Raw genomic sequence first — 24767 nt, 5'->3', positions numbered from 1 at the left:
TCACCTCTGTGCAGACCTACTGGCAGAGGCCAGAGACGGTTTTAACCGGACTCTGCCGCTGCTGTACGGTATCGGTAAGATGGAAATGCAGCGCGCATCTCCGTGAGAGATTGTCGGCGTTCCAGGCGGCATCGAGCGTCCCTTCTTGCGGAATACCGCTCAGATAGACCTGCCCGCCATCCGCCACCATGCCGCCCGGCGCCGCGCCCCGATCGTCTTCTGCTTTACGCAAGCGAACGCTGGCGCCAAACGGCAGCGGGCCGTGGCTATCGCGAAGGGTAAACAGCACGCGGCTGCCGATGTGGGTCTGATAGTTTGCCTGCACCACCGCCCCGCCGCCGGGGATCACCGTCTGCCCTTCAAGTTCAACATCGGCATCGTCGGCCAGCGATTCGGTATCGAGCGTAATGATGTTTTTGCGATACGCCGTCAGCGAGGGCACCACCGCATAGCCCCGCCAGTCGGTATGCACGTTGCTGCCGTTCTGAATTGCCACGTCGGCGGCTCCCGGCGCGCGTACGATGGCAAAGCTTTCGCCGACGGTCTGACCCAGCGTCACGCCATGAGGATGGGCGACGATGGACCCCGATGCGCCCCAGGTCAGCTGATGGCTTGCGCTATCGCGGCGATAGCCGAGCTGCGCGGTTCCATAGCCGCCGTGGTAATCGAGCGATGCGCTGCTGTTGCTGCCCTGGCCGCCGTTAACGTAGCCCTGCTGAAGGGAGTAGTAGAGATTGGGATTGCGCGGAAGCGAACCGTACAGCGACGCCTGCTGCGAGGTGCGTCCGTTATTGTCGGAGGTGGTGCTGTAGCTAACCGCGCTCTCGGACAGCGGGCCGCCAAGCGGAATGCTCAGGTTCAAGGACCACGAGCGATCGTTTTTTTGGCGATCGGATGACTGGGTGTAGTAATAACCCACGCCCCACGAAACGCCTCGCCAGGCGCTGTAAAAACCGAGATGGATCGTTTCATCGCGGCTCTGGCGGTGCCAGTACTCCTGCGACCAGGCGGAAATCGCCAGGCTGCTCATGCCGCCAAATGCCTGAGAAAGGGAGACCTCTTCGCGGCTGCGCTTGTTATCCAGCAGGCCATTGCGGCTCTCAAGCGCGCTGGCTTCGCTGAAGTCGTAATAACCTCCTGAGGAGTAGCGATAGCTGGCGAGGCTAAATGAGGTGCCGGTGCCGGCAAAATCCTTCTGGTACTGCACCCGTACCGAATGGCCGGCCGAGCGCTTTCCCGACGGCGTCGTGGTGTTCGCCCATGTCGCATCGCCTCCAAGCGATCCGAGCTCGCCAAAACCGCGCCCGACGCCGAGCGCCCACGACTGGTAATCCTGCGCCAGCTGGCTACCGCCGTAGAGCGTGAATTCAGCCGGTAGCCCATAAAAGAGCATACCCTGCAAAAACGTCGGCGAGCGCGCCTGGCTCTGCTCCGAATGGTAGCGTCCGGCGCTCAGGCTGAATTTCACGCGTCCTTCCCGCAGCATAAACGGGACGGCTGAAAAGGGCTGGGTAAAGGTCCGCACCGAACCATCGCTCTCTTTTACCTGCACCTCGAGATCGCCGCTTTGCGCCGTTGGATAGAGGTCGTTTATCGCAAACGCTCCCGGCGAGACGAACGTTTCATAGATAACGTAGCCATGCTGGGAGATGGTGACTTTGGCGTTGCTGTGCGCCATTCCGCGGATCGTCGGGGCGAAGCCGCGCTGGCTATCCGGCAGCATTTCATCATCGGACATCAGCTGAACGCCGCGAAACTGCACGCTGTCGAAAACGTCGCCGGTCGTAAAGGTATCGCCCATCCGCAGCAGGCTTTTGAGTGACTTCAGGTCGCGCTGTAGCCAGGTACTCTGTGAATTCCAGCGCCGGGTCCGGTCATACTCCATCGACGAGACGTTACGCAGGCGCCAGGCACCGAGGTTAACCCCGCTGCGTAGATTCAGGTAGCTGGAGTGGCTGCTGTCATCCGTCTGCCGGGTTTGCGACCCGGTCAGGTTATAGTTAACAAACGCCGCCGGGATACCATCATCCCAGCGTGCCGGATCCACGTATCCGCGGCTCTGGGCGTTCATGGCCGCCTGGGGAATACTTAAGTTCAGACGCTGAGTGGCGAAATCAAAACGGCTGCTGGCATCGGGGATGTAGCGCTCGATGCGAGTAAACGTTTCTCCCTCATGCAGGGTATTAAACGCCGGGAAAGCGCTGACGTTGACGCCATATTCCGCCAGCTGCGCCGGGGTTAACTGCGGCCGCAGTTCGCCGTTGCTGTCGACAAATGTCACCTCGCCCTGGGCTATCTCCTGGTTATTCACCCAAATGCTGACCGGGTATGTCCCGGGCTGCTGGCCGCCTGCTTTAGCAAAATAGTGTAAATCAGCGGTCTTTTGCTGCGGATTGGCAAATTCTAATGCCGCCGGATCAAAGTAGTCCTCCGCCCGCGCGATACCGCTTTGGTACAGCAGAAAAAGCGCCGTCGGCAATAATAAAATCCCGCCGGTTGGCGCCGCGATCGCCGAATAAACGGGAGTCATATCCGAAGTGTTATTTTTCACAATATCCTGACCAGGCGAAGCAAATTAATTACTGTTGTGCGTAATCCGTAATACCACCGAAGTCATTAATGGCGCGCCATTTAACTACCCCGGAATGAGTAATCGGCCACGCTTTATGATCAAAGGGGCCAATCATGCCGGGTTGCAGAATATCTGTACCGCCAACCGAAATAACAAAAAAGGAGACAAAATAGGGCGTCGGGTTTTGGGCAACCAGCCTGGAACCTTCAATGTTAAACGTCAGCTTGCGCCATGCATCGTCAGGCTCGCCCGCCAGACCATTCGGGCGATAGAAGATCTTAAACTTTGATTTAATATTGACCTGAAGCTTGTTCACTTCATCTTGTTTCGTTGGAGCAATACTTTTCACATTGAGCCAAAAAACGGATTCGCGATCGGTGGGCAGCGTTCCACCAATATAGTTAATACGCAATACGTTCTGCTGTTCAGGATCGAGACGGAAAAGCGGCGGCGTCACAATAAAAGGCACCCGGCTTTTATTGTTTTCCGCATAGTTTTCTACCCACGATTGCACCAGATAAGGTGAATGAGTATCAGCGTTGGTAACCGATATTGCGGCTTCACGTTTCCCTTCCTGATAAACAACACGGGTTCCTCCCATGACAATACCGGCCTGTGCCGCAGTTGATAGCAATAAAAAGGCTATCGCGGCGATCGTTCGTTTCATAATGACTACCGTCCGGGAATAATAAAAGCGGGTATCACTGCCTGAAGCTGATAAATAATCTGCATTAATTATGCCGACCCTATTTCAGCCGGGCGGCGGCTGGCGGCTTACCCGGCGTGGGAAGCCATGAATAACCGCAGCTTTACCCGCTTCCAGGGTATTAGTTGTAAACCATATTGAAGTTGGCCGTACCGTTGGCAGAACCGGCGGAAACCGCGCTGGTTGAGACATAGTCAGCAAAGAATTCCAAATCGGCGGTACCCGTTGCCGCGCCGCTCGCGCCAGCGGTAACGCTGTGGCCGCGTGAGACGGCGCCGAGATCAACCGGCGTCGACTTATCATCTTCATACAGCTTTATCGCTACCCCACTTGCGGTACCGTTTATCGCCAGCAGATCGCTATTGTTGGTATCGCGGGTACCGTCAAACAGCACCGAGACGGTGGTAACGGTAGAAGGACAATCTTTCACTTTGATATGGAAGGCGGTTTTGGTCGTTTCAGAACCTGCGCCGGTAAAATAGCTGCTCGCCCATTTCCCCAGATCGACGCTCTGATTTGCGCTGGTGCTATCAACATTACAGGAGGAATCGGTAATCGATCCGGTAAATTCTACCTGCCCACCCGTCCCCTGCGTGCCCGCATTAGAACCGGGGTTAACGGTCATTGCCGATCTGGCGGGTTGTGAAGGCGAGGATAATGCGCTAGCGGACACCAGAGCACCGACAAACATTGCCATAATACGAAATTGCGTTTTCATTATTCATCTCATCTCTAACTTATATTTTCGACAGATTGCGCGCGAGGGATTAAGCCCCGGGCAAATCTGCGTGCAGATCCTCCATGTTAATAATATTCGCGTTCCGTCCGCAGGACATCAGGCAGCAAAAATAAGCTGCTTAATTGGCTATTTTGATAAAAAGAAGTTCTTCGGCGAAATTGATAAACCCTTTATTAAGGTAACAAATAAATACTATCCCTACCGATTACAAATCGCAATATTTTGTTATGTTAATGAAATGCTGTTTTATTTTACATATAAAGATAATATTAAAAACATTATGCGCATTGTTAATTAATGCAACCAAAAATCACGATACAATAACATCAAAAAGCAACATCAGGCGGCGTAATTTAACAACCACCCCTAATTTCACCGCGATTTTTCGGCAATAATTCTGTGAGCGGACTGGGTTTTTATAGAATATTAGGATAAATCTTAGACTGGCTTTTATCTTATTTTCGTTATCGAATAAACAATAATCACGCGAGTCATTATAAGCAGGAGATATTGATGACAAGTGTATGTCATCTGAAAGCCGGAGAGGAAAGATGAATAACAATACTTTCTTTGTGGAATAATAAACCCGCAATCGATGCTGAAGATTGCGGGTTATCCTAAAATAAATAGCTGACAGGGACGATCAGAACAGGCCCAGCGGCGCGGTACCGTAGCTCACCAGCAGGTTCTTCGTCTGCTGATAGGCATTGAGCGCCATCTTATGGGTTTCGCGCCCTACGCCGGACTGTTTGTAGCCGCCGAACGCGGCGTGCGCAGGGTAGATGTGATAGCAGTTGGTCCACACCCGACCGGCCTTAATGCCGCGCCCCATGCGATAAGCCAGGTTGGTATCCCGCGTCCACACCCCGGCCCCAAGGCCAAACTGGGTTTGGTTTGCAATAGCCAGCGCCTCGGCTTCATCTTTAAAGGTGGTGACGCCGATAACCGGGCCAAAGATCTCCTCCTGGAAGCTGCGCATATCGTTGCGACCCTGAATCAGCGTCGGCTGAATATAGAAACCGTTATCCAGTTCGGCAGAGATGCTGGCGCGTTCGCCGCCGGTCAGGATCTTTCCGCCTTCATCGCGAGCGATCTTAATATAGGAAAGGATCTTATCGAACTGCTGACGCGACGCCTGCGCGCCGATCATCGTATCGGTATCAAAGGGGTCGCCGCGGCGAATTTGCGCCACCTTCTCCATGACCCGCGCCATAAAGGGCTCGTAAATAGACTCCTGAATCAGCGCGCGGGACGGGCAGGTGCAGACCTCACCCTGATTAAAGAAGCCCAGAACCAGGCCTTCAACCGCCTTCTCGATATACTCTTCTTCTCCTTCCATCACGTCGGCAAAGTAGATGTTCGGCGATTTACCGCCCAGCTCAACGGTACAGGGGATAATGTTTTCCGCCGCGCAGGCCATGATATGGCGGCCTACCGGCGTTGAGCCGGTAAAGGCGATTTTGGCGATGCGTTTACTGGTTGCCAGCGCTTCACCCGCCTCTTTGCCAAATCCCTGAACCACGTTAAGGACGCCCGCCGGGAACAGATCGCCAATAATCTCCAGCAGCAATGTAATGCTGAGCGGCGTCTGCTCTGCCGGTTTCAGCACCACGCAGTTGCCCGCAGCCAGCGCCGGAGCGAGCTTCCAGGCGGCCATCAGCAGCGGGAAGTTCCACGGAATAATTTGTCCGACCACGCCGAGAGGCTCATGGAAGTGATAAGCCACCGTCGTTTCATCAATCTCCGCCGTGCTTCCCTCCTGCGCGCGCAGGCAGCCGGCGAAATAGCGGAAGTGATCGACCGCCAGCGGCAGGTCGGCGTTGAGGGTTTCGCGGATCGGCTTACCGTTATCCCAGCTCTCCGCTACCGCCAGATATTCCAGGTTGGCCTCAATACGGTCGGCAACCTGCAGCAGCAGATTAGCGCGGTGCTGAGCCGACGTTTTGCCCCAGGCGTCGGCGGCCCGGTGCGCCGCATCAAGGGCGAAGTCGATATCTTTGGCATCAGAACGCGGAAACTGCCCGATGTTGCTACCGTCGACCGGGGAGGTATTCATAAAGAATTCTCCACCGATGGGTTCAACAAATTTACCGTCAATAAAGTTACCGTAGGCTGACTTCAGTGAAACCAAAGCGCCCGGTGTGCCAGGATGAGCATAACGCATCGCGAATCTCCTTCATGTAGGGTTGAGGGCAGCGGCATATTAGTTTTGTACGGCGGCTCGCTGCGTCTCTCGTCTATTGCAGGGGTTATGCCATTTTTTATATTTTAAAAAAGAAATTAATTTTCAATAAATTAGATAGGTCACGTCACTTTCTGTCGCACAGAATCTCTCTTATGTGTCGCAAATCGCAACACAACGAAAACCATATAGCTACAATATTGCAACACAAATTAAACGACGAGGTGTCCCGTGCCAGGAAATCCGTTTGCCCTGACGCCAGAGATCGAAACGAACCCGCTGCTCAGCGACTCCTGGTGCCGTAGCCAGCGCTATGGCCTCGACCCCGCCACGGATGACTTCCCTCGCCTGCACGCCAGCGAACTGGCCGACAGGCTCGCCAGACACAGCCGCCTGCAAACGCTGGCCCAGCCGGTCGTTAATGAGCTATCCCGCAAAGTCAACGCTCTGCAATCCGTCGTGGTTCTCTCTGACGCCAGCGGTCTGGTTTTGCAAACCTTTGGCGATACGCACGCCATGCAGAAAGCGCAGCGCTTCGCTTTAGCGCCGGGCAACCTGTGGAGCGAAAGCGGACGCGGAACCAACGCCATTGGCACCGCGCTGGCAATTGACGACAGCTGCGAAATCGATGGCCGCCAGCATTTTCTGACCAGTAACCAGGGTCTTTATTGCGCCGCCGTGCCGCTGCAAAGTCCCGATGGCAAAATAGCCGGGGTGCTGGATATCTCCGGCCCGGCCCGGTACCCGCACGCCCGCACGCTGGCGTGGGTAAAAGGCGCCGCGAAGCAGATAGAATATCTGTGGGTTAAACAGAGTCTGCATCCGCAACAGTGGCTGATGAGCCTGCATCCTCAGCTGGAAAAGCTCGACGGCGTCGACGAATGTCTGCTGGTCTTTACCGACAATGTGCTGATGGCGGCTAACCGGCTGGCGATGCGCGAGTTCTCACTTAACGCAGATCGGTTCGGCCACCTCACGTTCCAGCAGCTTTTTCCGCAGCTGCGGCAAACCGCCGTCAGCGTACCGCTGCCGCTCATCGCCGGAGATCGAAACTACTATTACCGTCTACGCGCTCCCGTGACCGCTGGCGTGGCGGTGACCGCGCGCCCCACCCTCGAGCTGCCTTTCTCCAGCCAGCGCGAAGGCGAAAAGCTGCTGCGCCTGCTTAACGCCGGGATTGGGTTGTGTATCGAAGGCGAAACCGGCTGCGGCAAAGAGTACGTCAGCCGTACCCTGCATCGGCACAGCCGCTGGAGCGGCGGCAAATTCGTCGCCATCAACTGCGCCGCGCTGCCGGAATCACTGATTGAATCCGAGCTGTTTGGCTACCAGCCCGGGGCGTTTACCGGCGCAAACAAAAACGGCTACATCGGCAAAATTCGCGAAGCCGACGGCGGCGTACTATTTCTTGATGAGATTGGCGATATGCCGTTAACGCTTCAGACCCGGCTGCTGAGGATCTTACAGGAGAAAGAGGTCACGCCGCTTGGCGCCAGCCAGAGCTCGCCGGTTAATTTCGCGGTGATTTGCGCCACCCACCGCAATCTGGCGCAGCGCGTCGCGGAAGGAACCTTCCGCGAAGACCTGCTCTACCGCCTGCGTGAGTTTGCTTTAACGCTGCCGCCCCTGCGCGAATGGCCTGAACTGTCCGGGTTTATCCAACGATTGTGGCACGAGCTGGGCGGAGAAAAACGTCGCATCGCGCTGGCCCCGGAAGTTGTGCAACACCTGACGTCTCATCCCTGGCCGGGCAACGTCCGCCAGCTGCAAAGTGTGTTGAGGGTACTGCTGGCCCTCGCCGAAGAGGGTGAAACGCTGGGGATAGATGATTTGCCCCAGGAGTATCGAAGCCCGCCCGCCGCCCGCCCGCTGCGCGGGCTTCAGCAGCACGATGCGCAGCTGATTGCCGACACGCTGGCAAGCTATAACGGCAACATCAGTAAGGCCGCGCAGGCTTTAGGCGTCGCGCGCAGCACGCTGTATCGCCGTGCGGCCCGTCGCGGAAGCCATAGCGCATAGCCTTCTGATTCGCTCAGGGCGTGAAGCGCGGCGGCCATAATACCGCCATTAGTATTACCAGGTTTCAGCCGCGCTATTTTGTCACAGCGGCATCCATTGCTGGCGTAATACGCTTTTTTATTTTAGACTTTACTAAATTTAGAAAAGGCTAAAATAAATGAATACACCCGAACAGCTACAGGCCAGCGCCGGCGAAGCCGCCGCGCTGCTGAAAGCCATGAGCCATCCCAGCAGGCTATTGATTCTGTGCATGCTATGCGATGCGCCGGGCACCAGCGCCGGCGAACTGGCGCGGATAACCGGGCTGAGCCCCTCCGCAACTTCCCAGCATCTGGCGCGGATGCGTGATGAAGGCCTGATCGGCTGCGAACGTCAGGCGCAGCGCATTCACTACTTCATTACCCGGCCAGCGGTTCAGCAAATCGTCGCCGCGCTGAAGTCAATCTATTGTCCTTAAGGAGCCTTTATGCCTATTGCTACTCTTTCGCCTGCCGAAGCCCAGGCGCTCGTCGCCCGGGGCGGCCGGCTGATCGATATCCGCGATGCCGATGAATACGCCCGCGAGCATATTCCCGGAGCGGAGCTCGTGCCGCTGGCGACGCTGACGAATGGCGCAGCGCTGCACGCCAGTCCCGAAGAGACGATTATTTTTCACTGTCAGGCGGGATCGCGCACCCAAAATAACGCGGCCCGTCTGGCGCAGGCCGCCGCACCGGCGCAGGTAAAGCTGCTGGCTGGCGGAATTCAGGCGTGGAAAGCGGCCGGTCTGCCGGTGAAAGAGGATAAATCACAGCCGCTGCCGCTTATGCGTCAGGTACAGATCGTCGCCGGCGCCCTGATTTTGCTTGGCGTCGCTTTAGGTTATGCTTTCAGCAGCGGCTTTTTTCTGCTTAGCGCCTTCGTCGGCGCCGGCTTAACCTTTGCCGGTATTACCGGGTTTTGCGGTATGGCGCGTCTTTTGGCTTTGATGCCCTGGAACCGTCGCTAGCCTCTACCTCTTTTGAGAGACTGTTGGTAACGCTTTTGCTGAGCTATGGTTATGTCAGCGAAAAGATTCATCAGCACACAGGAGAAGCAGTATGTTTTCAGTCGGTGACCTGGTACAACCGCGCGCGGGTGGGCCAAAACTTAAAGTCGTTGAAGTCCAGGACGATCGCATTATTGCCGTTCAGGCAAGCAACGAGCAGGGTGAGAAATATACGCTGAAGGCCGCCGATGTGACGGCTTATAAAGAAGACGGCGATTTTGGCGTGTGCTGATTAAGCCGGCTAACGATAACGGTGGGTCTCCCCACCGTTTTCAATATTAGATCAGGAAGCTATCGAGGGATTTTCCCTCAGCCACCGCTTTAGCCAGTGGCTTCGGCATACGTCCCTGCCCGGTCCAGGTTTTCTCGGCGCCGGTATGGTCGGTAAAACGATATTTAGCCGGACGCGGCTGGCGCTTTTTGCTCCCTTTCGGGGAAGCGCTATTGTAGCCCGCTAATTGTTCAGGGGTAATGCCGTCAGCCATCATTAATTCCAGCCAGGTATTTATTTTTTCCTGATGTTCTGCGCGCAGCGCCTGAGCCGCCTGCTCCTCAGCGCGTTTTTCTTCAGTGACGGTCCTTAGCTTTGCCAGCATATCTTCAAGCACGTCAATGGAGAATTCACGGGACATGGCGCGAAGTGAACGGATATTATTCAATTTCTCTAATAGTAATGACATATAATTCAAAAAATTCCCAAATAGCAAATGAAACAAAGATTACGGCGCTAGTTTAATTGATATGATAATGTATTTCCAGCCTTTCACTAATTCCTGATATAGCACCAGAAATGTTTAGCAATTAATAAGGCGAACAAATCGATAAAAGCGAAATTATCAACACTGAATAAATTCTTTTGCAAATAATACTATTCGCCAGGCAACGTCTTTATCTTATTACCTGTATGCTCAGCAGGTTATCCGTATATTTACGGTTGCGCCTCGCAGGGCGCTACGGGCGTTTATAGAATAGTCATGCAAAAAATCCGAATGTCCACCCAGCAGACAAATCAGCATATAATGCTGCCATTCCTCTTTTATACGTGTAAAAAACGCCAAAAGTGACACAACTCACACCGCTACGCGATTCTGTCGCGAAATCCCCCCTCACAACCCGGATTGGCTCTCATCTATATGACGCATTTATTTTACAACCAATTGAAAAACAATAAAAAAATCAGTAAAGAGAACAAAAGTAGCGTAACGAACAAAAAATAGCCTGACGCAGAGTATTTTATCGACCAAAAGCCTTTAAATAAAAATTTATAGCTAGTTGCCTCTTTTAATGCAGAGATATAATCTACGCACATCAAAACAGGCACCCAAAAACGCTAAATAACCGCGAATCTTTTGGCATTATCGACTTCATTTTCGAGGAGCATACCAATGTTCTCTGCGCAGTCCCGCTTGCGTCATGCGGTAGCAGACACCTTTGCGATGGTGGTGTACTGCACCGTTGTGAACATGATGATCGAAATTTTTCTCTCCGGAATGACTTTCCAGCAGTCGTTATCTTCGAGACTGGTGGCGATTCCGGTGAACATTATTATTGCCGTGCCTTACGGTTTTTATCGAGATTTCGCGATGCGCCAGGCGCGCCGCATTAGCGCATCCGGCTGGATGAAGAATATTGCGGATGTGGTGGCCTATGTGACGTTCCAGTCGCCGGTATACGTCGCGATTCTGCTGGTTGTCGGCGCCGACTGGCATCAGATCGCCGCGGCGGTAAGTTCCAACATCGTGGTATCGATGATGATGGGCGCAGCGTACGGCTATTTCCTCGACTACTGCCGCCGCCTGTTTCGCGTCAGCCCCTATCAGCAGGCCAAAGCCTGAGTTGATACAAAAAAGCGACTGGTTCAGCCAGCCGCTTTTTGTCAGCTATACTGCGTTTCGCCAAACAGGCCACTCAGAAAACGCTCAAGCGCCATGCGCGAACTGAACCCGTGTGGAATACCATAATGCTGCTGAGCATCGCCCGCTAAATAGAGCGGGAACTGCTCGTAGTGATCGCAGGTTTTAATATCCGACGCGGGCTCCGCAAGCGTTGTGCTGCGCTCTTTTAAAGCCGGATGAATAATTAACGCGGTACGCCCCATACGAGCTTCACGGTTCACATAAACATAATTATCGCCACGGCGATAGCCGTACGCTTTTTGCGTCACAACATCCATGGTGAAGCCGGCTTTTTCAAGAACACGCGCCACCTCATCGGGTCTTAAATACATACTCATTCCTCATTATCTTTTACCGCACGTTAACCTTACCTTATTCATTAAAGGCAACGCTTTCGGAATATTCCATAAAGGGCTATTTACAGCATAATTCAAAATCTTGTCCTACACTTATAGACTCAATGGAATAAAGGGAGAAACCAATGGCCAACCGAGCAAACCGCAACAACGTAGAAGAGAGCGCTGAAGATATCCATAATGATGTCAGCCAATTAGCGGATACGCTGGAAGAGGTGCTGAAATCATGGGGCAGCGACGCCAAGGACGAAGCGGAGGCCGCGCGTAAAAAAGCGCAGGCGCTGCTGAAAGAGACCCGCGCGCGGCTTAACGGCAATAACCGCGTTCAGCAGGCGGCGTGCGATGCCATGGGCTGCGCTGACAGCTATGTGCGCGATAAACCGTGGCAAAGCGTCGGCGCCGCAGCTGCCGTTGGGGTATTTATTGGCGTATTGCTGAATTTACGTCGATAATAAAACAGCCAGACCCATGAAGATAACAAATACGCGTCTACCCCTGCCCTGCAGGGGTTTTTGTTATCTCTGCGGGTAAAGCGCGACATAAAGCTTACGCACAGCCTGGTTCGCCATTTCTTCCGACGTCAGGTTGGTGAAGCTCATTATCAGCCCCCCTTCTCCCCGAGCCTCCATCCGCCAGTCGCTCAGCGCCTGTACGGCCAGACCAGCCCGTCTGGCGCGCTGCGCCAGAGGCCGATCGTCTCCGGCGACCCTGACCACCATCTGGATCCCGCCCGCCTGAGGCACGACGGTGAATCCCTGCGCCCGCAGCGCCGACTCAAGCCACAGTCGGCGCTGGGCATAGCTGGCGCGCATTTTCTTCAGATGCCGCCAGAAATGGCCTTCGCGAATAAAATCCGCCAGCGTCTGCTGCCACAGCGTCGGCACGCTACAGCACATCAGCGCGGCCCGTTCACGAAACTGCGCCACCAGCGGCTCAGGCACCACCAGCCAGGCGGCGCGTAATGCCGGGAACAAAGACTTGCTGAACGCCCCGGCATAGATGACCCGCTGCGGGGCGTCGAGGCTTTTCAGCGGCGGCAGCGGCTTACCGTGATAGCGGAATTCGCTATCGTAATCATCTTCGATAATCCACGCGTTATTCTGCGCCGCCCATAGCAGGAGCTGTCTGCGCCTGGCCAGCGATAGCGCCACGCCGAGCGGGCTTTGATGAGCCGGGGTCAGCAGCGCGAAATGGGCACTCGGGTAATGCCGCTGCGCCCAGGGAATATCCATCCCGTCGTCGTCGACCGGAACGGGATTGATCGCCACCCCCTCATCGTTCACTACCGGCCGGATCAGCGGAAATCCCGGATCTTCCATCCACATTTGCTGGCCAGGCCGCGCCAGCGTGCGCAAAATAAGGCGCATCGAGGCCGCGTAGCTACCGGTGATCAAGACCTGCTCAGGCCGACACTCAATGCTGCGCGACAGACGCAAATAATCGACGATCGCCCGGCGAAGCGTCGGTTCACCGCAGGGATCGCCTGGCGCGAGGTCAAAACGCGTTTGCGTACGCAGACGCCGCCCCATCACGCGCGCCCACAGGCCGCGTGGAAACAGATCCAGCGCGGGCAGCCCCAGCTGAAACGGCAGCGGCGCCGCGGTTTCATCGCCCGCGATGGGCTGAACGGGCGCGTTTTGCTGCGGCAGCAGCCGATCGCTGACAAAGGTCCCTGCCTGTCCGCGCCGCTCCAGCCATCCCTGCGCCACCAGATCTCCCCACGTGTTCTCAATCGTCGCCCGCGACACGCCAAGCTCCTGAGCATAGACCCGACTTGCAGGCAGCCTGCTGCCCGGAGCCAGCTCGCCGCGCTCAATCGCCTGCTTAAGTTGTCGGGCAATGCGCTGGTAGTGCGGAATTTTTTTACCGTCCATCATGGTCTGCTTTTTTCATCGCAATATGGCTATCTTATGCAGTCCATTATAGTGCTATTTTCCTCGCGTCTTAATGAGGAGAGTAAAATGAACACACTACGTCAGCCGTACAATGAACTGAGCCCGGAAGTCTATAACGCCCTGGTTCAGGCCAAAATTGCGCTGGAAAAAAGCGAGCTGGATGGCGCGCTGATCGAGCTGGTGTATTTGCGGGTATCGCAAATCAACGGCTGCGCCTTCTGCCTGGAGATGCACAGCAAAGCCCTGCGTAAATCCGGCGTCGCGCAAAACAAGCTGGACGCGCTGGCAGGCTGGCGGGTGAGCGCCCATTTCAGCGATGCGGAACGCGCCGCGCTGGCGTGGGCGGAATCGGTGACCCATATCGCCGAAAGCCATGCGGAAGACGCCGTTTATCAGCCGCTACTGGACCATTTCAGCGCCCGCCAGATCAGCGATCTGACCTTCGCCATCAGCCTGATGAACGCCTTTAATCGTCTGGCGGTGAGTATGCGCCTGTAATTTCACGGCAAGAAATCCCGCCCCCCGCCGGATCCTCCCGCGGGGGCTAACCTTTACAAAAACCATATATATTGAGTTGTTGAACTTTTAAATAACTACATCTAGTATTTCCTTCAACGATAACCCATAGCACGCGACGTCAATTTTTACGTCGTACTGTTATCTTAAATGGAAATACGAATCATGCGCATTACTATTTACACTAAAAACGACTGCGTGCAATGCCATGCCACTAAACGGGCCATGGAAACCCGCGGGTTTGAATTCGATATGATCAACATCGACCACCACCCTGAAGCCGTCGATATGCTGCGCGAGCAGGGTTTCCGTCAGCTTCCGGTAGTGATTGCCGGAGAGACCCGCTGGTCCGGCTTCCGTCCCGATATGATCAATCGCCTGCGCCCGACAGCGTCAGCGGCCAGCGTATGAGCCTGATCGTCTACTTCTCCAGCAGTTCCGAAAATACGCACCGGTTCGTCCAGCGTCTGGAGCTGCCCGCCGTGCGTATACCGCTTAACGAACGCGAGCGCATCCAGGTAGACGAACCCTACATTCTTATCGTCCCCAGCTATGGCGGCGGCGGCACGGCGGGCGCGGTCCCCCGGCAGGCGATCCGTTTCCTCAACGATCCGCATAACCGCCAGCTTATTCGCGGCGTCATCGCCGCGGGCAATCGTAATTTTGGCGAGGCCTACGGCCGGGCAGGCGACGTCATCAAGCAGAAATGCGGCGTACCGTATCTCTATCGCTTTGAGCTGATGGGCACCCCGCAAGATGTCGACAACGTGCGTAAAGGAGTAAGCGAATTTTGGCAACGACAACCGCAGAACGTATAACCACCGAGGCGCCGGATTTCCACGCCCTCAACGCGATGCTGAATCTCTACGACAGCAACGGCCGCATCCCGTTTGACAAAGACCATCAGGCGGTAGCGGCGTTTATGGCCAACCACGTTGAGCCGAATACCGTGCCCTTTACCAGCCAGGACGACAAGCTGACGTGGCTGGTCGCCGAAGGCTATTACGACGCCAGGGTGCTGGCCCGCTACGATCGCTCGTTTATTCTTGCGCTGTTCGCGTACGCTCAGGGCTACGGTTTTCGCTTCCAGACGTTTCTCGGCGCATGGAAGTTCTATACCAGCTACGCGCTGAAAACCTTCGATGGTAAGCGCTACCTTGAAGACTTTGCCGACCGCACCTGCATGGTGGCCCTGGCCCTGGCGCAGGGTAACGAGGCGCTGGCCCGGCAGCTAACCGATGAGATCCTCTCCGGACGTTTTCAGCCCGCCACGCCGACGTTCCTCAACGCGGGTAAACAGCAGCGCGGCGAGCTGGTCTCCTGCTTTCTGCTGCGCATCGAAGACAATATGGAATCCATTGGCCGGGCGGTGAACTCGGCGCTGCAGCTATCCAAGCGCGGCGGCGGCGTGGCGTTTCTGCTCTCCAATCTTCGCGAAGCCGGGGCGCCAATCAAGCGTATCGAGAATCAGTCCTCCGGCGTGGTGCCGGTGATGAAAATGCTGGAAGACGCCTTCTCCTACGCCAACCAGCTCGGCGCGCGCCAGGGGGCCGGCGCGGTCTATCTGCACGCCCATCATCCCGATATCCTGCGTTTCCTTGATACCAAACGCGAGAACGCCGATGAAAAAATCCGCATTAAAACGCTCTCGCTCGGGGTGGTGATTCCGGATATCACCTTTCAGCTAGCGAAAGAAGATGCGCAGATGGCGCTGTTCTCGCCCTACGACGTCGAGCGCCTGTACGGTAAACCGTTCGGCGATATCGCGGTAAGCGAAATGTATGCACAACTGGTGGCCGACGCGCGGGTCAGCAAGCGCTGGATCCGCGCCCGCGATCTGTTCCAGCGGCTGGCGGAAATTCAGTTTGAATCCGGCTATCCGTACATCATGTTTGAAGACACGGTTAATCGCGCGAACCCGATTGCCGGGCGCATCAATATGAGCAACCTGTGCTCGGAGATCCTGCAGGTTAACGCGCCTTCTACCTTTGACGAAAACCTGGATTACGCCAGCATCGGCCAGGATATCTCCTGTAACCTCGGCTCGCTGAATATCGCCCATACCATGGACTCTCCTGATTTCGCCCGCACGGTCGAGGTCGCGGTGCGCGGTCTGACCGCGGTGTCCGAAATGAGCGATATCCGTTCGGTACCGTCGGTCGCGGCGGGCAATGCCGCTTCGCACGCCATCGGCCTCGGGCAGATGAATCTGCACGGCTATCTGGCGCGCGAAGGTATTGCCTACGGCAGCGAAGCGGGGCTGGATTTCACCAATTTCTATTTCTATACCATCACCTGGCACGCGCTGCGTACCTCGATGCTGATAGCGCGGGAAAAAGGCACGCGTTTTGCCGGATTCGAGCAGTCGCGGTACGCCAGCGGTGATTATTTCCGCCCCTACCTGGAAGGCGACTGGCAGCCGAAAACGGCGAAAGTCCGCGCGCTGTTTGCCCGTGCCGGTATTGCCCTGCCCGACCGCGATATGTGGCGGCAGCTGCGCGATGACGTGATGCGCTACGGCATTTATAACCGCAACCTGCAGGCGGTGCCGCCGACGGGCTCTATTTCGTACATCAACCACGCGACCTCCAGCATCCATCCGATCGTGTCGAAGATAGAGATCCGCAAGGAGGGGAAAACCGGGCGCGTTTACTATCCGGCGCCGTTTATGACCAACGACAACCTGGCGCTGTATCAGGACGCTTACGAAATCGGCCCGCAGAAGATCATCGACACCTACGCCGAGGCGACGCGCCATGTCGATCAGGGGCTGTCGCTGACCCTGTTCTTCCCCGATACCGCCACCACGCGCGATATCAATAAAGCGCAAATCTACGCGTGGAAGAAAGGCATCAAAACGCTCTATTACATCCGTCTGCGCCAGCTGGCGCTGGAAGGTACCGAAATCGAAGGCTGCGTGTCCTGCGCGCTGTAAGGAGAACAGGATGACCCATTTATCGCGCATCAGCGCCATCAACTGGAACAAAATTGAAGATGATAAGGATCTGGAGGTCTGGAATCGGCTGACCAGCAACTTCTGGCTGCCGGAGAAGGTGCCGCTGTCTAACGATATCCCCGCCTGGCAAACGCTCACCCCGGCGGAACAGCAGCTAACGATTCGCGTCTTCACCGGCCTGACGCTGCTCGATACCATCCAGAATACCGTTGGCGCCCCGGCGCTGATGGCCGACGCCCTCACCCCGCATGAGGAAGCGGTGCTGTCGAACGTCAGCTTTATGGAGGCGGTGCACGCCCGCTCCTACAGCTCCATTTTCTCGACGCTCTGCCAGACCAAAGACGTCGATGCCGCCTATGCCTGGAGCGAACAAAACGCGCCGCTGCAGCGCAAAGCGCAGCTGATGCTGGAGTACTATCAGGCAGATGAACCGCTGAAGAAAAAAATCGCCAGCGTCTTTCTCGAATCGTTCCTCTTCTACTCCGGCTTCTGGCTGCCGATGTACTTCTCTAGCCGGGGGAAGATGACCAACACCGCCGATCTGATTCGCCTGATCATCCGCGATGAAGCGGTACACGGTTATTACATTGGCTACAAATTCCAGAAAGGGCTGGAAATAGTCAGCGCCGAGAAGCGCGAGGAGATGAAAAACTTCGCCCTCGACCTGTTGATGGATCTGTATGACAACGAACTGGCCTACACCCGCGAACTGTACGCCGATAGCGGCTGGATTGAGGAGGTCAACGCCTTTCTCTGCTACAACGCCAATAAGGCGCTGATGAACCTCGGCTACGAGGCGCTGTTCCCGGCGGAAATGGCCGCCGTCAATCCGGCGATCCTCGCCGCGCTTTCGCCGAATGCCGACGAAAACCACGACTTCTTTTCCGGTTCAGGTTCATCGTATGTGATGGGAAAAGCGGAAGAAACCGTCGACGGCGATTGGGACTTTTAGCCTTACTTTCACCAGGAATATATCAGCATATTTCCTGGTGATTTATTTCACATTATTTGTTTTCGCCTCACTCAATATCTTTCGGTCATCACCGTGTCATATTCAACAGCATGCCCTCGATTTTCGCCTGAATTAACGCAACATAACTAAAAAATATCGACCACAAGTCATTCGCGCTCAGCCCTTATATCACGGGGGATGCACCGGAATTCTCCCTTGCACATTTCCCTGGCAACGCCACATAAAGGGTTGTCACAGATTCTCAGTATGTTAGGGTGTAAAAAAGCAATTATCATCACCGGGTACCGTATCGATATTAATAAATAACAGGAAACACTCTATTGCATGGCAATTAAATTAGAAATCAAGAATCTCTATAAGATATTTGGCGAGCACCCGCAGCGGGCTTTCAAATATATCGATAAAGGACTATCGAAAGAACAAATACTGGAAAAGACGGGGTTATCGCTTGGCGTAAAGAACGCCAGTCTGACCATTGAAGAAGGCGAGATATTCGTCATCATGGGGCTCTCCGGATCGGGGAAATCTACCATGGTTCGCCTTCTCAATCGCCTGATTGAACCCACCCGTGGCCAGGTCCTGATCGACGGCGTCGATATCGCTAAAATCTCTGACGCCGAGCTCCGCGAGGTGCGCAGAAAAAAAATTGCGATGGTTTTTCAATCCTTTGCGCTTATGCCGCATATGACCGTGCTCGACAACGCCGCTTTCGGCATGGAGCTGGCCGGCGTGCCGACTCAGGAACGCCAGGAGAAAGCGCTGGAGGCGCTGCGCCAGGTCGGCCTGGAAAACTATGCTCATGCATACCCGGACGAACTCTCCGGCGGCATGCGCCAGCGCGTTGGTCTCGCCCGCGCGCTGGCGATTAATCCCGATATTCTGTTAATGGATGAAGCCTTCTCCGCGCTCGACCCGTTAATTCGTACCGAGATGCAGGATGAGCTCACTAAATTACAGGCCAGACATCAGCGTACCGTGGTCTTTATTTCCCACGATCTTGATGAAGCCATGCGTATTGGCGATCGGATTGCCATTATGCAAAATGGTGAAGTGGTTCAGGTCGGCACGCCGGATGAAATACTCAATAATCCGGCCAATGATTATGTCCGAACCTTCTTCCGCGGCGTCGATATTAGCCAGGTGTTCAGCGCCAAAGATATTGCCCGCCGTAGCCCGGTGGGGCTGATTCGCAAAACGCCCGGCTTTGGCCCGCGTTCCGCGCTGAAATTGCTGCAGGATGAAGACCGCGAATATGGCTACGTCATTGAACGCGGGAATAAGTTTGTTGGCATTGTCTCCATTGATTCCCTGAAAGCCGCGCTAAGCGAAGGTCAGGGAATTGATGCGGCGTTAATCGACTCACCGCAGGCGGTGGATGCGCAAACGCCGCTCAGCGAGCTGCTCTCTCACGTCGGCCATGCACCGTGCGCGGTGCCGGTTGTCGACGAGGGGCACCAGTACATCGGCATCATTTCCAAACGGATGCTGCTGCAGGCTTTAGATCGCGAGGGGGCAAACAATGGCTGATCAATCTAACCCGTGGGACACCGCACCGGCGGCGGATAGCGCAGCGCAATCCGCCGATGCCTGGGGCACCTCTACGCCGGCGCCGACCGATGGCGGAGGTGCCGACTGGCTGAGCAGCGCGCCCGCGCCGCAGCCGGAACACTTCAATATTATGGACCCGTTCCATAAAACGCTGATCCCACTCGACAGCTGGGTCACGCACGGTATCGACTGGGTCGTGATGCATTTTCGTCCGGTATTCCAGGGAATACGCGTACCGGTGGATTACATCCTGAGCGCCTTCCAGCAACTGCTGCTGGGTATGCCGGCGCCGGTGGCGATTATTATTTTCTCGCTGATTGCCTGGCAGATTTCCAGCGTCGGCATGGGCGCGGCGACGCTGATTTCGCTGATCGCTATCGGCGCTATCGGCGCCTGGTCGCAGGCGATGGTGACCCTGGCGCTGGTGCTGACCGCGCTGCTGTTTTGTATGCTGATCGGCCTGCCGCTTGGGATATGGCTGGCGCGGAGCCCGCGGGCGGCGAAAATTATCCGTCCGCTGCTCGACGCGATGCAGACCACGCCGGCGTTTGTCTATCTGGTGCCCATTGTGATGCTGTTCGGTATCGGCAACGTTCCGGGCGTGGTGGTCACCATTATCTTCGCCCTGCCGCCGATTGTTCGTCTGACCATTCTGGGGATTAACCAGGTGCCGGCGGATCTGATTGAAGCGTCGCGCTCCTTCGGCGCCAGCCCGCGTCAGCTGTTGTTTAAGGTTCAGCTACCGCTGGCCATGCCGACGATTATGGCCGGGGTCAACCAGACGCTGATGCTGGCCCTGTCGATGGTGGTCATCGCCTCAATGATTGCCGTTGGCGGTCTCGGCCAGATGGTACTGCGCGGCATCGGTCGCCTTGATATGGGCCTGGCCACCGTTGGCGGCGTCGGGATTGTTATCCTCGCCATTATTCTTGACCGTCTGACTCAGGCCGTAGGACGGGACTCACGCAGCCGCGGCAACCGCCGCTGGTATGCAACCGGCCCACTGGGGCTGATAACTCGCCCTTTCTGTAAATAAGAGCCCATCCCCCCGACAGCCGGGGGGATAGACTTCCCTTCTGATAAATAAAAGGAACAACGATGCGACATACAGCGATCCTTGCCACAGCGTTAACCGCCCTCATTTCCACCACCGCCTTCGCGGCGGATCTGCCTGGCAAAGGCATTACCGTTAAGCCGATTCAGAGCACCATTTCGGAAGAGACCTTCCAGACCCTGCTGGTCAGCCGCGCGCTGGAGAAACTCGGTTATACCGTCGATAAGCCGAGCGAAGTGGATTACAACGTTGGCTATACTTCGCTCGCCTCCGGCGACGCCACTTTTACCGCCGTCAACTGGCAGCCCCTGCACGACGATATGTACGCTGCCGCCGGCGGGGATAAAAAGTTCTACCGCGAAGGCGTGTTTGTGAACGGTGCGGCGCAGGGCTATCTGATTGATAAGAAAACGGCCGAGCAGTACCACATTAAATCTATCGATCAGTTAAAAGACCCGAAAATCGCCAAACTGTTTGACACCAACGGCGACGGTAAAGCCGACCTGACCGGCTGCACCCCGGGCTGGGGCTGTGAAGCGGTGATCAACCATCAGCTTGATGCCTATGGCCTGAATAATACCGTCACCCACAATCAGGGTAACTATGCCGCCATGATGGCCGACACCATTGCCCGTTATAAAGAGGGCAAGCCGGTCATCTACTACACCTGGACACCTTACTGGGTCAGCGATGTGCTGAAGCCGGGTAAAGACGTCGTCTGGCTGCAGGTGCCATTCTCCTCCCTGCCGGGTGTGCAAAAAAACATCGACACGAAGCTCTCTAATGGCGCCAACTACGGCTTCCCGGTCAGCACCATGCATATCGTCGCCAATAAGGCCTGGGCCGAGAAAAACCCGGCGGCGGCGAAGCTGTTTAGCATCATGAAGCTGCCGATTGCCGACATCAACGCCGAGAATGCCATGATGCACGAGGGACATGGTTCAGAAGCAGATATCCAAGGCCACGTCGACGGCTGGATCAAAGCCCACCAGCAGCAGTTTGACGGCTGGGTGAACGAAGCGCTGGCCGCGCAGAAATAGTCTCCCACTTTATAGCCAATTCCCGGCGGCGATGCTACGCATCTGCCCGGGCTACAAAAGCCGTAGCCCGGGCAAGGCGCTTTGCGCCGCCCCCGGGGAAGACCGCATCCTGCACAACACGACATCTCCTGTTCTAAATGATGGATTGATATGCAAATAAACTGCATAACTTTAGCCATCAACGTTTTCGTTACTGTTAAGCCGCACCGCTCTCTGCTAAGGTAAATCCACCTGTTTAATCATGTGATTTTCACGTGAGTTATCAATAAGCAATTCCTATGGAAAATCCTGACGCATTGACGCACTCTCCTCCCGCTGACGCGGCCACGCTGGCTGAAGGCCTGAAAGACAGCCTGCCGATCGTCATCAGCTATATCCCCGTGGCCTTCGCCTTCGGCCTCAACGCCACTAAGCTCGGCTTCACTCCGCTGGAAAGTCTGTTCTTCTCCTGCATTATTTACGCGGGCGCCAGCCAGTTCGTGATCACCGCGATGCTGGCGGCGGGAAGCTCGCTGTGGGTCGCCGCGCTCACCGTCATGGCGATGGACGTTCGCCACGTTCTCTACGGCCCTTCCCTGCGCAGCCGCATCCAGCGCGCGCTGAGCAAGAAAAAAACCGCGGTATGGGCATTCGGCCTGACCGATGAGGTCTTTGCCGCCGCCACTGCTAAACTGGTACGCGACAATCGACGCTGGAGCGAAAACTGGATGATCGGTATCGCTTTGATGTCCTGGGCGTCATGGGTCTTCGGTACGCTGATCGGCGCTTATTCGGGCAGCGGCCTGCTGACCGACTTTCCGGCGGTGGAAGCGGCGCTGGGCTTTATGCTTCCCGCGCTGTTTATGAGCTTTTTGCTGGCTTCTTTCCAGCGCAAGCAGTCGCTTAGCGTAACCGCCGCGCTGGCAGGGGCGCTGGGGGGGATCATCCTGTTTTCCATTCCCGCCGCCATCCTTGCCGGGATCGTCTGCGGCTGTCTGACCGCGCTGGTGCAGGCCAGCATTGAGGGGATGCCCGATGAACAGTGATGTTTTAATTATCGGCCTCGTGGTCGGCTGCGTAAATTATCTGTTCCGCTATCTGCCGCTGCGCCTGCGTGCCGGGAACGCGCGTCCGACGCGTCGCGGGCCGGTCAGCGTGCTGCTGGACACCATCGGCATCGCCTCTATTTGCGCGCTGCTGGTGGTCTCCAGCGTACCGGAAATTCTCCACGATGCCCGCCGCCTGCTGCCCACGCTGGCTGGCTTCGCCGTGCTGGGCCTGGCTTTCTGGAAAACGCGCAGCATTATTTTGCCTACACTATTAAGCGCCCTAACCTACGGTGTTGTCTGGAAAATCGGCACATGGCTATAAGCTTAAAGTATCAATTTCTGTCAATAATTCATTTGATTTATTTGTCACAATAGTTATTATATCGACTGTAATTAATGAGGTCATAACCAAAATGGATAGTTCGTTTACTCCCATTGAGCAAATGCTCAAGTTCCGCGCCAGCCGTCACGAAGACTTTCCTTTTCAGGAGATTCTGCTCACCCGTCTTTGCATGCATATGCAGGGAAAATTGCTGGAAAACCGCAACAAGATGCTGAAAGCGCAAGGGATTAACGAGACATTGTTTATGGCGCTGATCACGCTCGAGTCTCAGGAAAACCACAGCATTCAGCCTTCCGAGCTGAGCTGCGCGCTGGGCTCTTCGCGTACCAACGCCACGCGCATTGCCGACGAGCTGGAAAAACGCGGCTGGATTGAGCGCCGCGAAAGCGATAACGATCGTCGCTGCCTGCATTTACAGCTTACCGAAAAGGGGCATCAGTTCCTGCGCGAAGTGTTACCCCCGCAGCACAACTGCCTGCATCAGCTCTGGTCTTCTTTAAGCACCAGCGAAAAAGATCAGCTCGAGCACATCACCCGTAAGCTGCTTGGTCGCCTTGACCAAATGGAAGAGGATGGCGTGCTTGCGGAGTCTCTGCGCTAAGCGCGGAACCAACCGCTCAACAATTTTTCTGGATTGACAAGGAAAACGGACAGGCCAGCAGATCTTCTGCTGGCCTTTCTGATAAACAGGTCGGCTCAGCCGATGTGAAATAATAAGATCGTGGAGAATAACATGAGCGCAAATGCGGAGAGCCAAACCCCGCAGCAACCGGGCAGCAAAAAAGGGAAACGTAAAGGCGCCCTCCTGCTGCTGACCTTGCTCTTTATTATTGTTGCCGTGGCATACGGGATTTATTGGTTTTTGGTACTGCGTCACTTCGAAGAGACCGACGACGCGTACGTGGCAGGGAATCAGGTACAAATTATGGCGCAGGTGTCCGGCAGCGTGACGAAAGTCTGGGCCGACAACACCGACTACGTGCAAAAAGGCGATCCGCTGGTCACCCTCGACCAGACCGATGCCCAGCAGGCGTTTGAAAAAGCGCAAACCCAGCTGGCCGCCAGCGTACGTCAAACGCGCCAGCAGATGATCAACAGCAAGCAGCTGCAGGCCAGCATCGACGTGAAAAAAACCGCGCTTTCCCAGGCGCAGACCGACCTTAACCGTCGTATTCCGCTGGGGGCCGCCAACCTGATTGGCCGCGAAGAGCTGCAGCACGCGCGCGACACGGTTGCCAGCGCGCAGGCCGAACTGGACGTGGCGATTCAGCAATACAACGCCAATCAGGCGATCGTTCTGGGCACGAAGCTGGAACAGCAGCCTGCGGTACTACAAGCGGCCACCGAAGTGCGTAACGCCTGGCTGGCCCTGCAGCGGACGAAAATCGTCAGCCCGATTAGCGGCTACGTTTCGCGTCGCTCCGTACAGCCCGGCGCGCAAATCACCACCACCACCCCGCTGATGGCCGTCGTGCCAGCGACCAACCTGTGGATTGACGCCAACTTTAAAGAAACCCAGCTGGCGCACATGCGTATCGGTCAGCCGGCCACCGTGATCAGCGATATTTACGGTGACGATGTGAAATACACCGGTAAAGTGGTCGGCCTCGATATGGGCACCGGTAGCGCCTTCTCGCTGCTGCCCGCGCAGAACGCCACCGGCAACTGGATCAAAGTGGTTCAGCGCCTGCCGGTACGTATCGAGCTGGATGAAAAACAGCTGGCAGAGCACCCGCTGCGCATCGGCCTTTCGACCCTGGTTGAAGTGAACACCACCGACCGCGGCGGCGAGATGCTGGCAAGCCAGGTACGCAGCTCTCCGGTTTACGAAAGCAATGCCCGCGAAATCGGCCTTGAGCCGGTCAATAAGCTGATAAACGACATCATCCAGGCCAACGCCGGATAATTCGGGGTGAGC

The 24767-nt window shown here is 55.9% G+C and carries 25 protein-coding genes; 18 read left to right on the top strand and 7 right to left on the bottom strand.

What is annotated here, in order from left to right; all coding sequences use genetic code 11:
• Nucleotides 1–16: 16 nt before the first annotated feature.
• The 4 genes from FQK12_RS16595 to FQK12_RS16575 all read right to left on the bottom strand — a co-directional run bounded on the left by FQK12_RS16595 (nucleotide 17) and on the right by FQK12_RS16575 (nucleotide 6181).
• On the bottom strand, nucleotides 17–2551 hold the full coding sequence (locus tag FQK12_RS16595) for a fimbria/pilus outer membrane usher protein (RefSeq protein ID WP_014226486.1): 2535 nt from the start codon (nucleotides 2549–2551) through the stop codon (nucleotides 17–19).
• Between the two features lie 28 nt (nucleotides 2552–2579).
• Nucleotides 2580–3239 (bottom strand): molecular chaperone, encoded by a 660-nt coding sequence (locus tag FQK12_RS16590; RefSeq protein ID WP_014226487.1) that lies wholly within the window; start codon nucleotides 3237–3239, stop codon nucleotides 2580–2582.
• Nucleotides 3240–3399: 160 nt separating this feature from the next.
• Complete coding sequence (locus FQK12_RS16585) at nucleotides 3400–3996, bottom strand: fimbrial protein (RefSeq protein ID WP_014226488.1); 597 nt, start codon at nucleotides 3994–3996, stop codon at nucleotides 3400–3402.
• Between the two features lie 664 nt (nucleotides 3997–4660).
• A complete protein-coding gene (locus FQK12_RS16575) occupies nucleotides 4661–6181 on the bottom strand; it encodes an aldehyde dehydrogenase family protein (protein ID WP_004853428.1) in 1521 nt (506 codons plus the stop codon).
• A gap of 249 nt (nucleotides 6182–6430) precedes the next feature.
• Between FQK12_RS16575 and FQK12_RS16570 the strand changes: the two genes are divergently transcribed.
• The 4 genes from FQK12_RS16570 to FQK12_RS16555 all read left to right on the top strand — a co-directional run bounded on the left by FQK12_RS16570 (nucleotide 6431) and on the right by FQK12_RS16555 (nucleotide 9477).
• Nucleotides 6431–8218 carry a sigma-54-dependent Fis family transcriptional regulator gene (locus tag FQK12_RS16570; protein ID WP_014226490.1) on the top strand — a complete coding sequence of 596 codons (1788 nt, stop codon included), beginning with the start codon at nucleotides 6431–6433 and terminating at the stop codon, nucleotides 8216–8218.
• Between the two features lie 157 nt (nucleotides 8219–8375).
• On the top strand, nucleotides 8376–8675 hold the full coding sequence (locus FQK12_RS16565) for an ArsR/SmtB family transcription factor (RefSeq protein ID WP_014226491.1): 300 nt from the start codon (nucleotides 8376–8378) through the stop codon (nucleotides 8673–8675).
• A gap of 9 nt (nucleotides 8676–8684) precedes the next feature.
• A complete protein-coding gene (locus tag FQK12_RS16560; protein ID WP_014226492.1) occupies nucleotides 8685–9206 on the top strand; it encodes a rhodanese family protein in 522 nt (173 codons plus the stop codon).
• Between the two features lie 91 nt (nucleotides 9207–9297).
• Entirely contained in the window at nucleotides 9298–9477 is a 180-nt protein-coding gene (locus FQK12_RS16555; protein WP_014226493.1) for a hypothetical protein, read from the top strand.
• A gap of 46 nt (nucleotides 9478–9523) precedes the next feature.
• Here FQK12_RS16555 and stpA read toward each other — a convergent pair whose 3' ends face one another.
• A complete protein-coding gene (stpA, locus tag FQK12_RS16550; RefSeq protein ID WP_014839288.1) occupies nucleotides 9524–9925 on the bottom strand; it encodes a DNA-binding protein StpA in 402 nt (133 codons plus the stop codon).
• 705 nt (nucleotides 9926–10630) lie between these two features.
• On the opposite strand from stpA, the gene alaE reads away from it, so the two are divergent.
• Nucleotides 10631–11080, top strand: a complete 450-nt coding sequence (gene alaE / locus FQK12_RS16540; protein WP_004853442.1) for an L-alanine exporter AlaE — start codon at nucleotides 10631–10633, stop codon at nucleotides 11078–11080.
• A gap of 41 nt (nucleotides 11081–11121) precedes the next feature.
• Here alaE and FQK12_RS16535 read toward each other — a convergent pair whose 3' ends face one another.
• The gene (locus FQK12_RS16535; protein ID WP_004123942.1) at nucleotides 11122–11472 is read right to left on the bottom strand and encodes a DUF2002 family protein; all 351 of its coding nucleotides are present in this window, start codon (nucleotides 11470–11472) and stop codon (nucleotides 11122–11124) included.
• A gap of 149 nt (nucleotides 11473–11621) precedes the next feature.
• Between FQK12_RS16535 and FQK12_RS16530 the strand changes: the two genes are divergently transcribed.
• On the top strand, nucleotides 11622–11948 hold the full coding sequence (locus tag FQK12_RS16530; RefSeq protein ID WP_004123945.1) for a DUF883 family protein: 327 nt from the start codon (nucleotides 11622–11624) through the stop codon (nucleotides 11946–11948).
• Nucleotides 11949–12011: 63 nt separating this feature from the next.
• Here the strand turns inward: FQK12_RS16530 and FQK12_RS16525 are convergent, their stop codons facing one another.
• Nucleotides 12012–13370 (bottom strand): PLP-dependent aminotransferase family protein, encoded by a 1359-nt coding sequence (locus FQK12_RS16525; RefSeq protein WP_014226495.1) that lies wholly within the window; start codon nucleotides 13368–13370, stop codon nucleotides 12012–12014.
• 87 nt (nucleotides 13371–13457) lie between these two features.
• Between FQK12_RS16525 and FQK12_RS16520 the strand changes: the two genes are divergently transcribed.
• The 12 genes from FQK12_RS16520 (at nucleotide 13458) to emrA (ending at nucleotide 24755) form a co-directional block, all read left to right on the top strand.
• Complete coding sequence (locus tag FQK12_RS16520; protein WP_004853446.1) at nucleotides 13458–13889, top strand: carboxymuconolactone decarboxylase family protein; 432 nt, start codon at nucleotides 13458–13460, stop codon at nucleotides 13887–13889.
• 183 nt (nucleotides 13890–14072) lie between these two features.
• On the top strand, nucleotides 14073–14318 hold the full coding sequence (gene nrdH / locus FQK12_RS16515; RefSeq protein ID WP_004853449.1) for a glutaredoxin-like protein NrdH: 246 nt from the start codon (nucleotides 14073–14075) through the stop codon (nucleotides 14316–14318).
• Complete coding sequence (gene nrdI, locus FQK12_RS16510; protein WP_014226496.1) at nucleotides 14315–14725, top strand: class Ib ribonucleoside-diphosphate reductase assembly flavoprotein NrdI; 411 nt, start codon at nucleotides 14315–14317, stop codon at nucleotides 14723–14725. Before nrdH ends, nrdI begins: the two co-directional genes overlap by 4 nt.
• Entirely contained in the window at nucleotides 14698–16842 is a 2145-nt protein-coding gene (gene nrdE / locus FQK12_RS16505) for a class 1b ribonucleoside-diphosphate reductase subunit alpha (protein ID WP_038423021.1), read from the top strand. Before nrdI ends, nrdE begins: the two co-directional genes overlap by 28 nt.
• A gap of 10 nt (nucleotides 16843–16852) precedes the next feature.
• Nucleotides 16853–17815, top strand: a complete 963-nt coding sequence (gene nrdF, locus FQK12_RS16500; protein ID WP_014226498.1) for a class 1b ribonucleoside-diphosphate reductase subunit beta — start codon at nucleotides 16853–16855, stop codon at nucleotides 17813–17815.
• Between the two features lie 345 nt (nucleotides 17816–18160).
• Nucleotides 18161–19363: a glycine betaine/L-proline ABC transporter ATP-binding protein ProV gene (gene proV, locus FQK12_RS16495; RefSeq protein WP_014226499.1), complete on the top strand. Its 1203-nt coding sequence runs from the start codon at nucleotides 18161–18163 to the stop codon at nucleotides 19361–19363.
• Nucleotides 19356–20420 (top strand): glycine betaine/L-proline ABC transporter permease ProW, encoded by a 1065-nt coding sequence (gene proW, locus FQK12_RS16490; protein WP_004853456.1) that lies wholly within the window; start codon nucleotides 19356–19358, stop codon nucleotides 20418–20420. Before proV ends, proW begins: the two co-directional genes overlap by 8 nt.
• Before the next feature lie 62 nt (nucleotides 20421–20482).
• Nucleotides 20483–21478, top strand: a complete 996-nt coding sequence (gene proX / locus FQK12_RS16485; protein ID WP_014226500.1) for a glycine betaine/L-proline ABC transporter substrate-binding protein ProX — start codon at nucleotides 20483–20485, stop codon at nucleotides 21476–21478.
• 278 nt (nucleotides 21479–21756) lie between these two features.
• Entirely contained in the window at nucleotides 21757–22503 is a 747-nt protein-coding gene (locus tag FQK12_RS16480) for an AzlC family ABC transporter permease (protein WP_014226501.1), read from the top strand.
• On the top strand, nucleotides 22493–22828 hold the full coding sequence (ygaH, locus tag FQK12_RS16475) for an L-valine transporter subunit YgaH (protein WP_014226502.1): 336 nt from the start codon (nucleotides 22493–22495) through the stop codon (nucleotides 22826–22828). The genes FQK12_RS16480 and ygaH overlap by 11 nt, the downstream gene beginning before the upstream one ends.
• A gap of 91 nt (nucleotides 22829–22919) precedes the next feature.
• Nucleotides 22920–23450, top strand: coding sequence for a transcriptional repressor MprA (gene mprA / locus FQK12_RS16470; protein WP_004104785.1), 531 nt, complete (start codon nucleotides 22920–22922; stop codon nucleotides 23448–23450).
• A 132-nt stretch (nucleotides 23451–23582) separates the two neighbouring features.
• Complete coding sequence (gene emrA, locus FQK12_RS16465; RefSeq protein WP_014226503.1) at nucleotides 23583–24755, top strand: multidrug efflux MFS transporter periplasmic adaptor subunit EmrA; 1173 nt, start codon at nucleotides 23583–23585, stop codon at nucleotides 24753–24755.
• Nucleotides 24756–24767: the final 12 nt, after the last annotated feature.

Source organism: Klebsiella sp. ME-303, from assembly GCF_007910085.1.
Taxonomy (GTDB): domain Bacteria; phylum Pseudomonadota; class Gammaproteobacteria; order Enterobacterales; family Enterobacteriaceae; genus Klebsiella; species Klebsiella michiganensis.
Note: the sequence above shows the minus strand (reverse complement) of the source record. Positions and strands in the feature narration are given on the sequence as shown.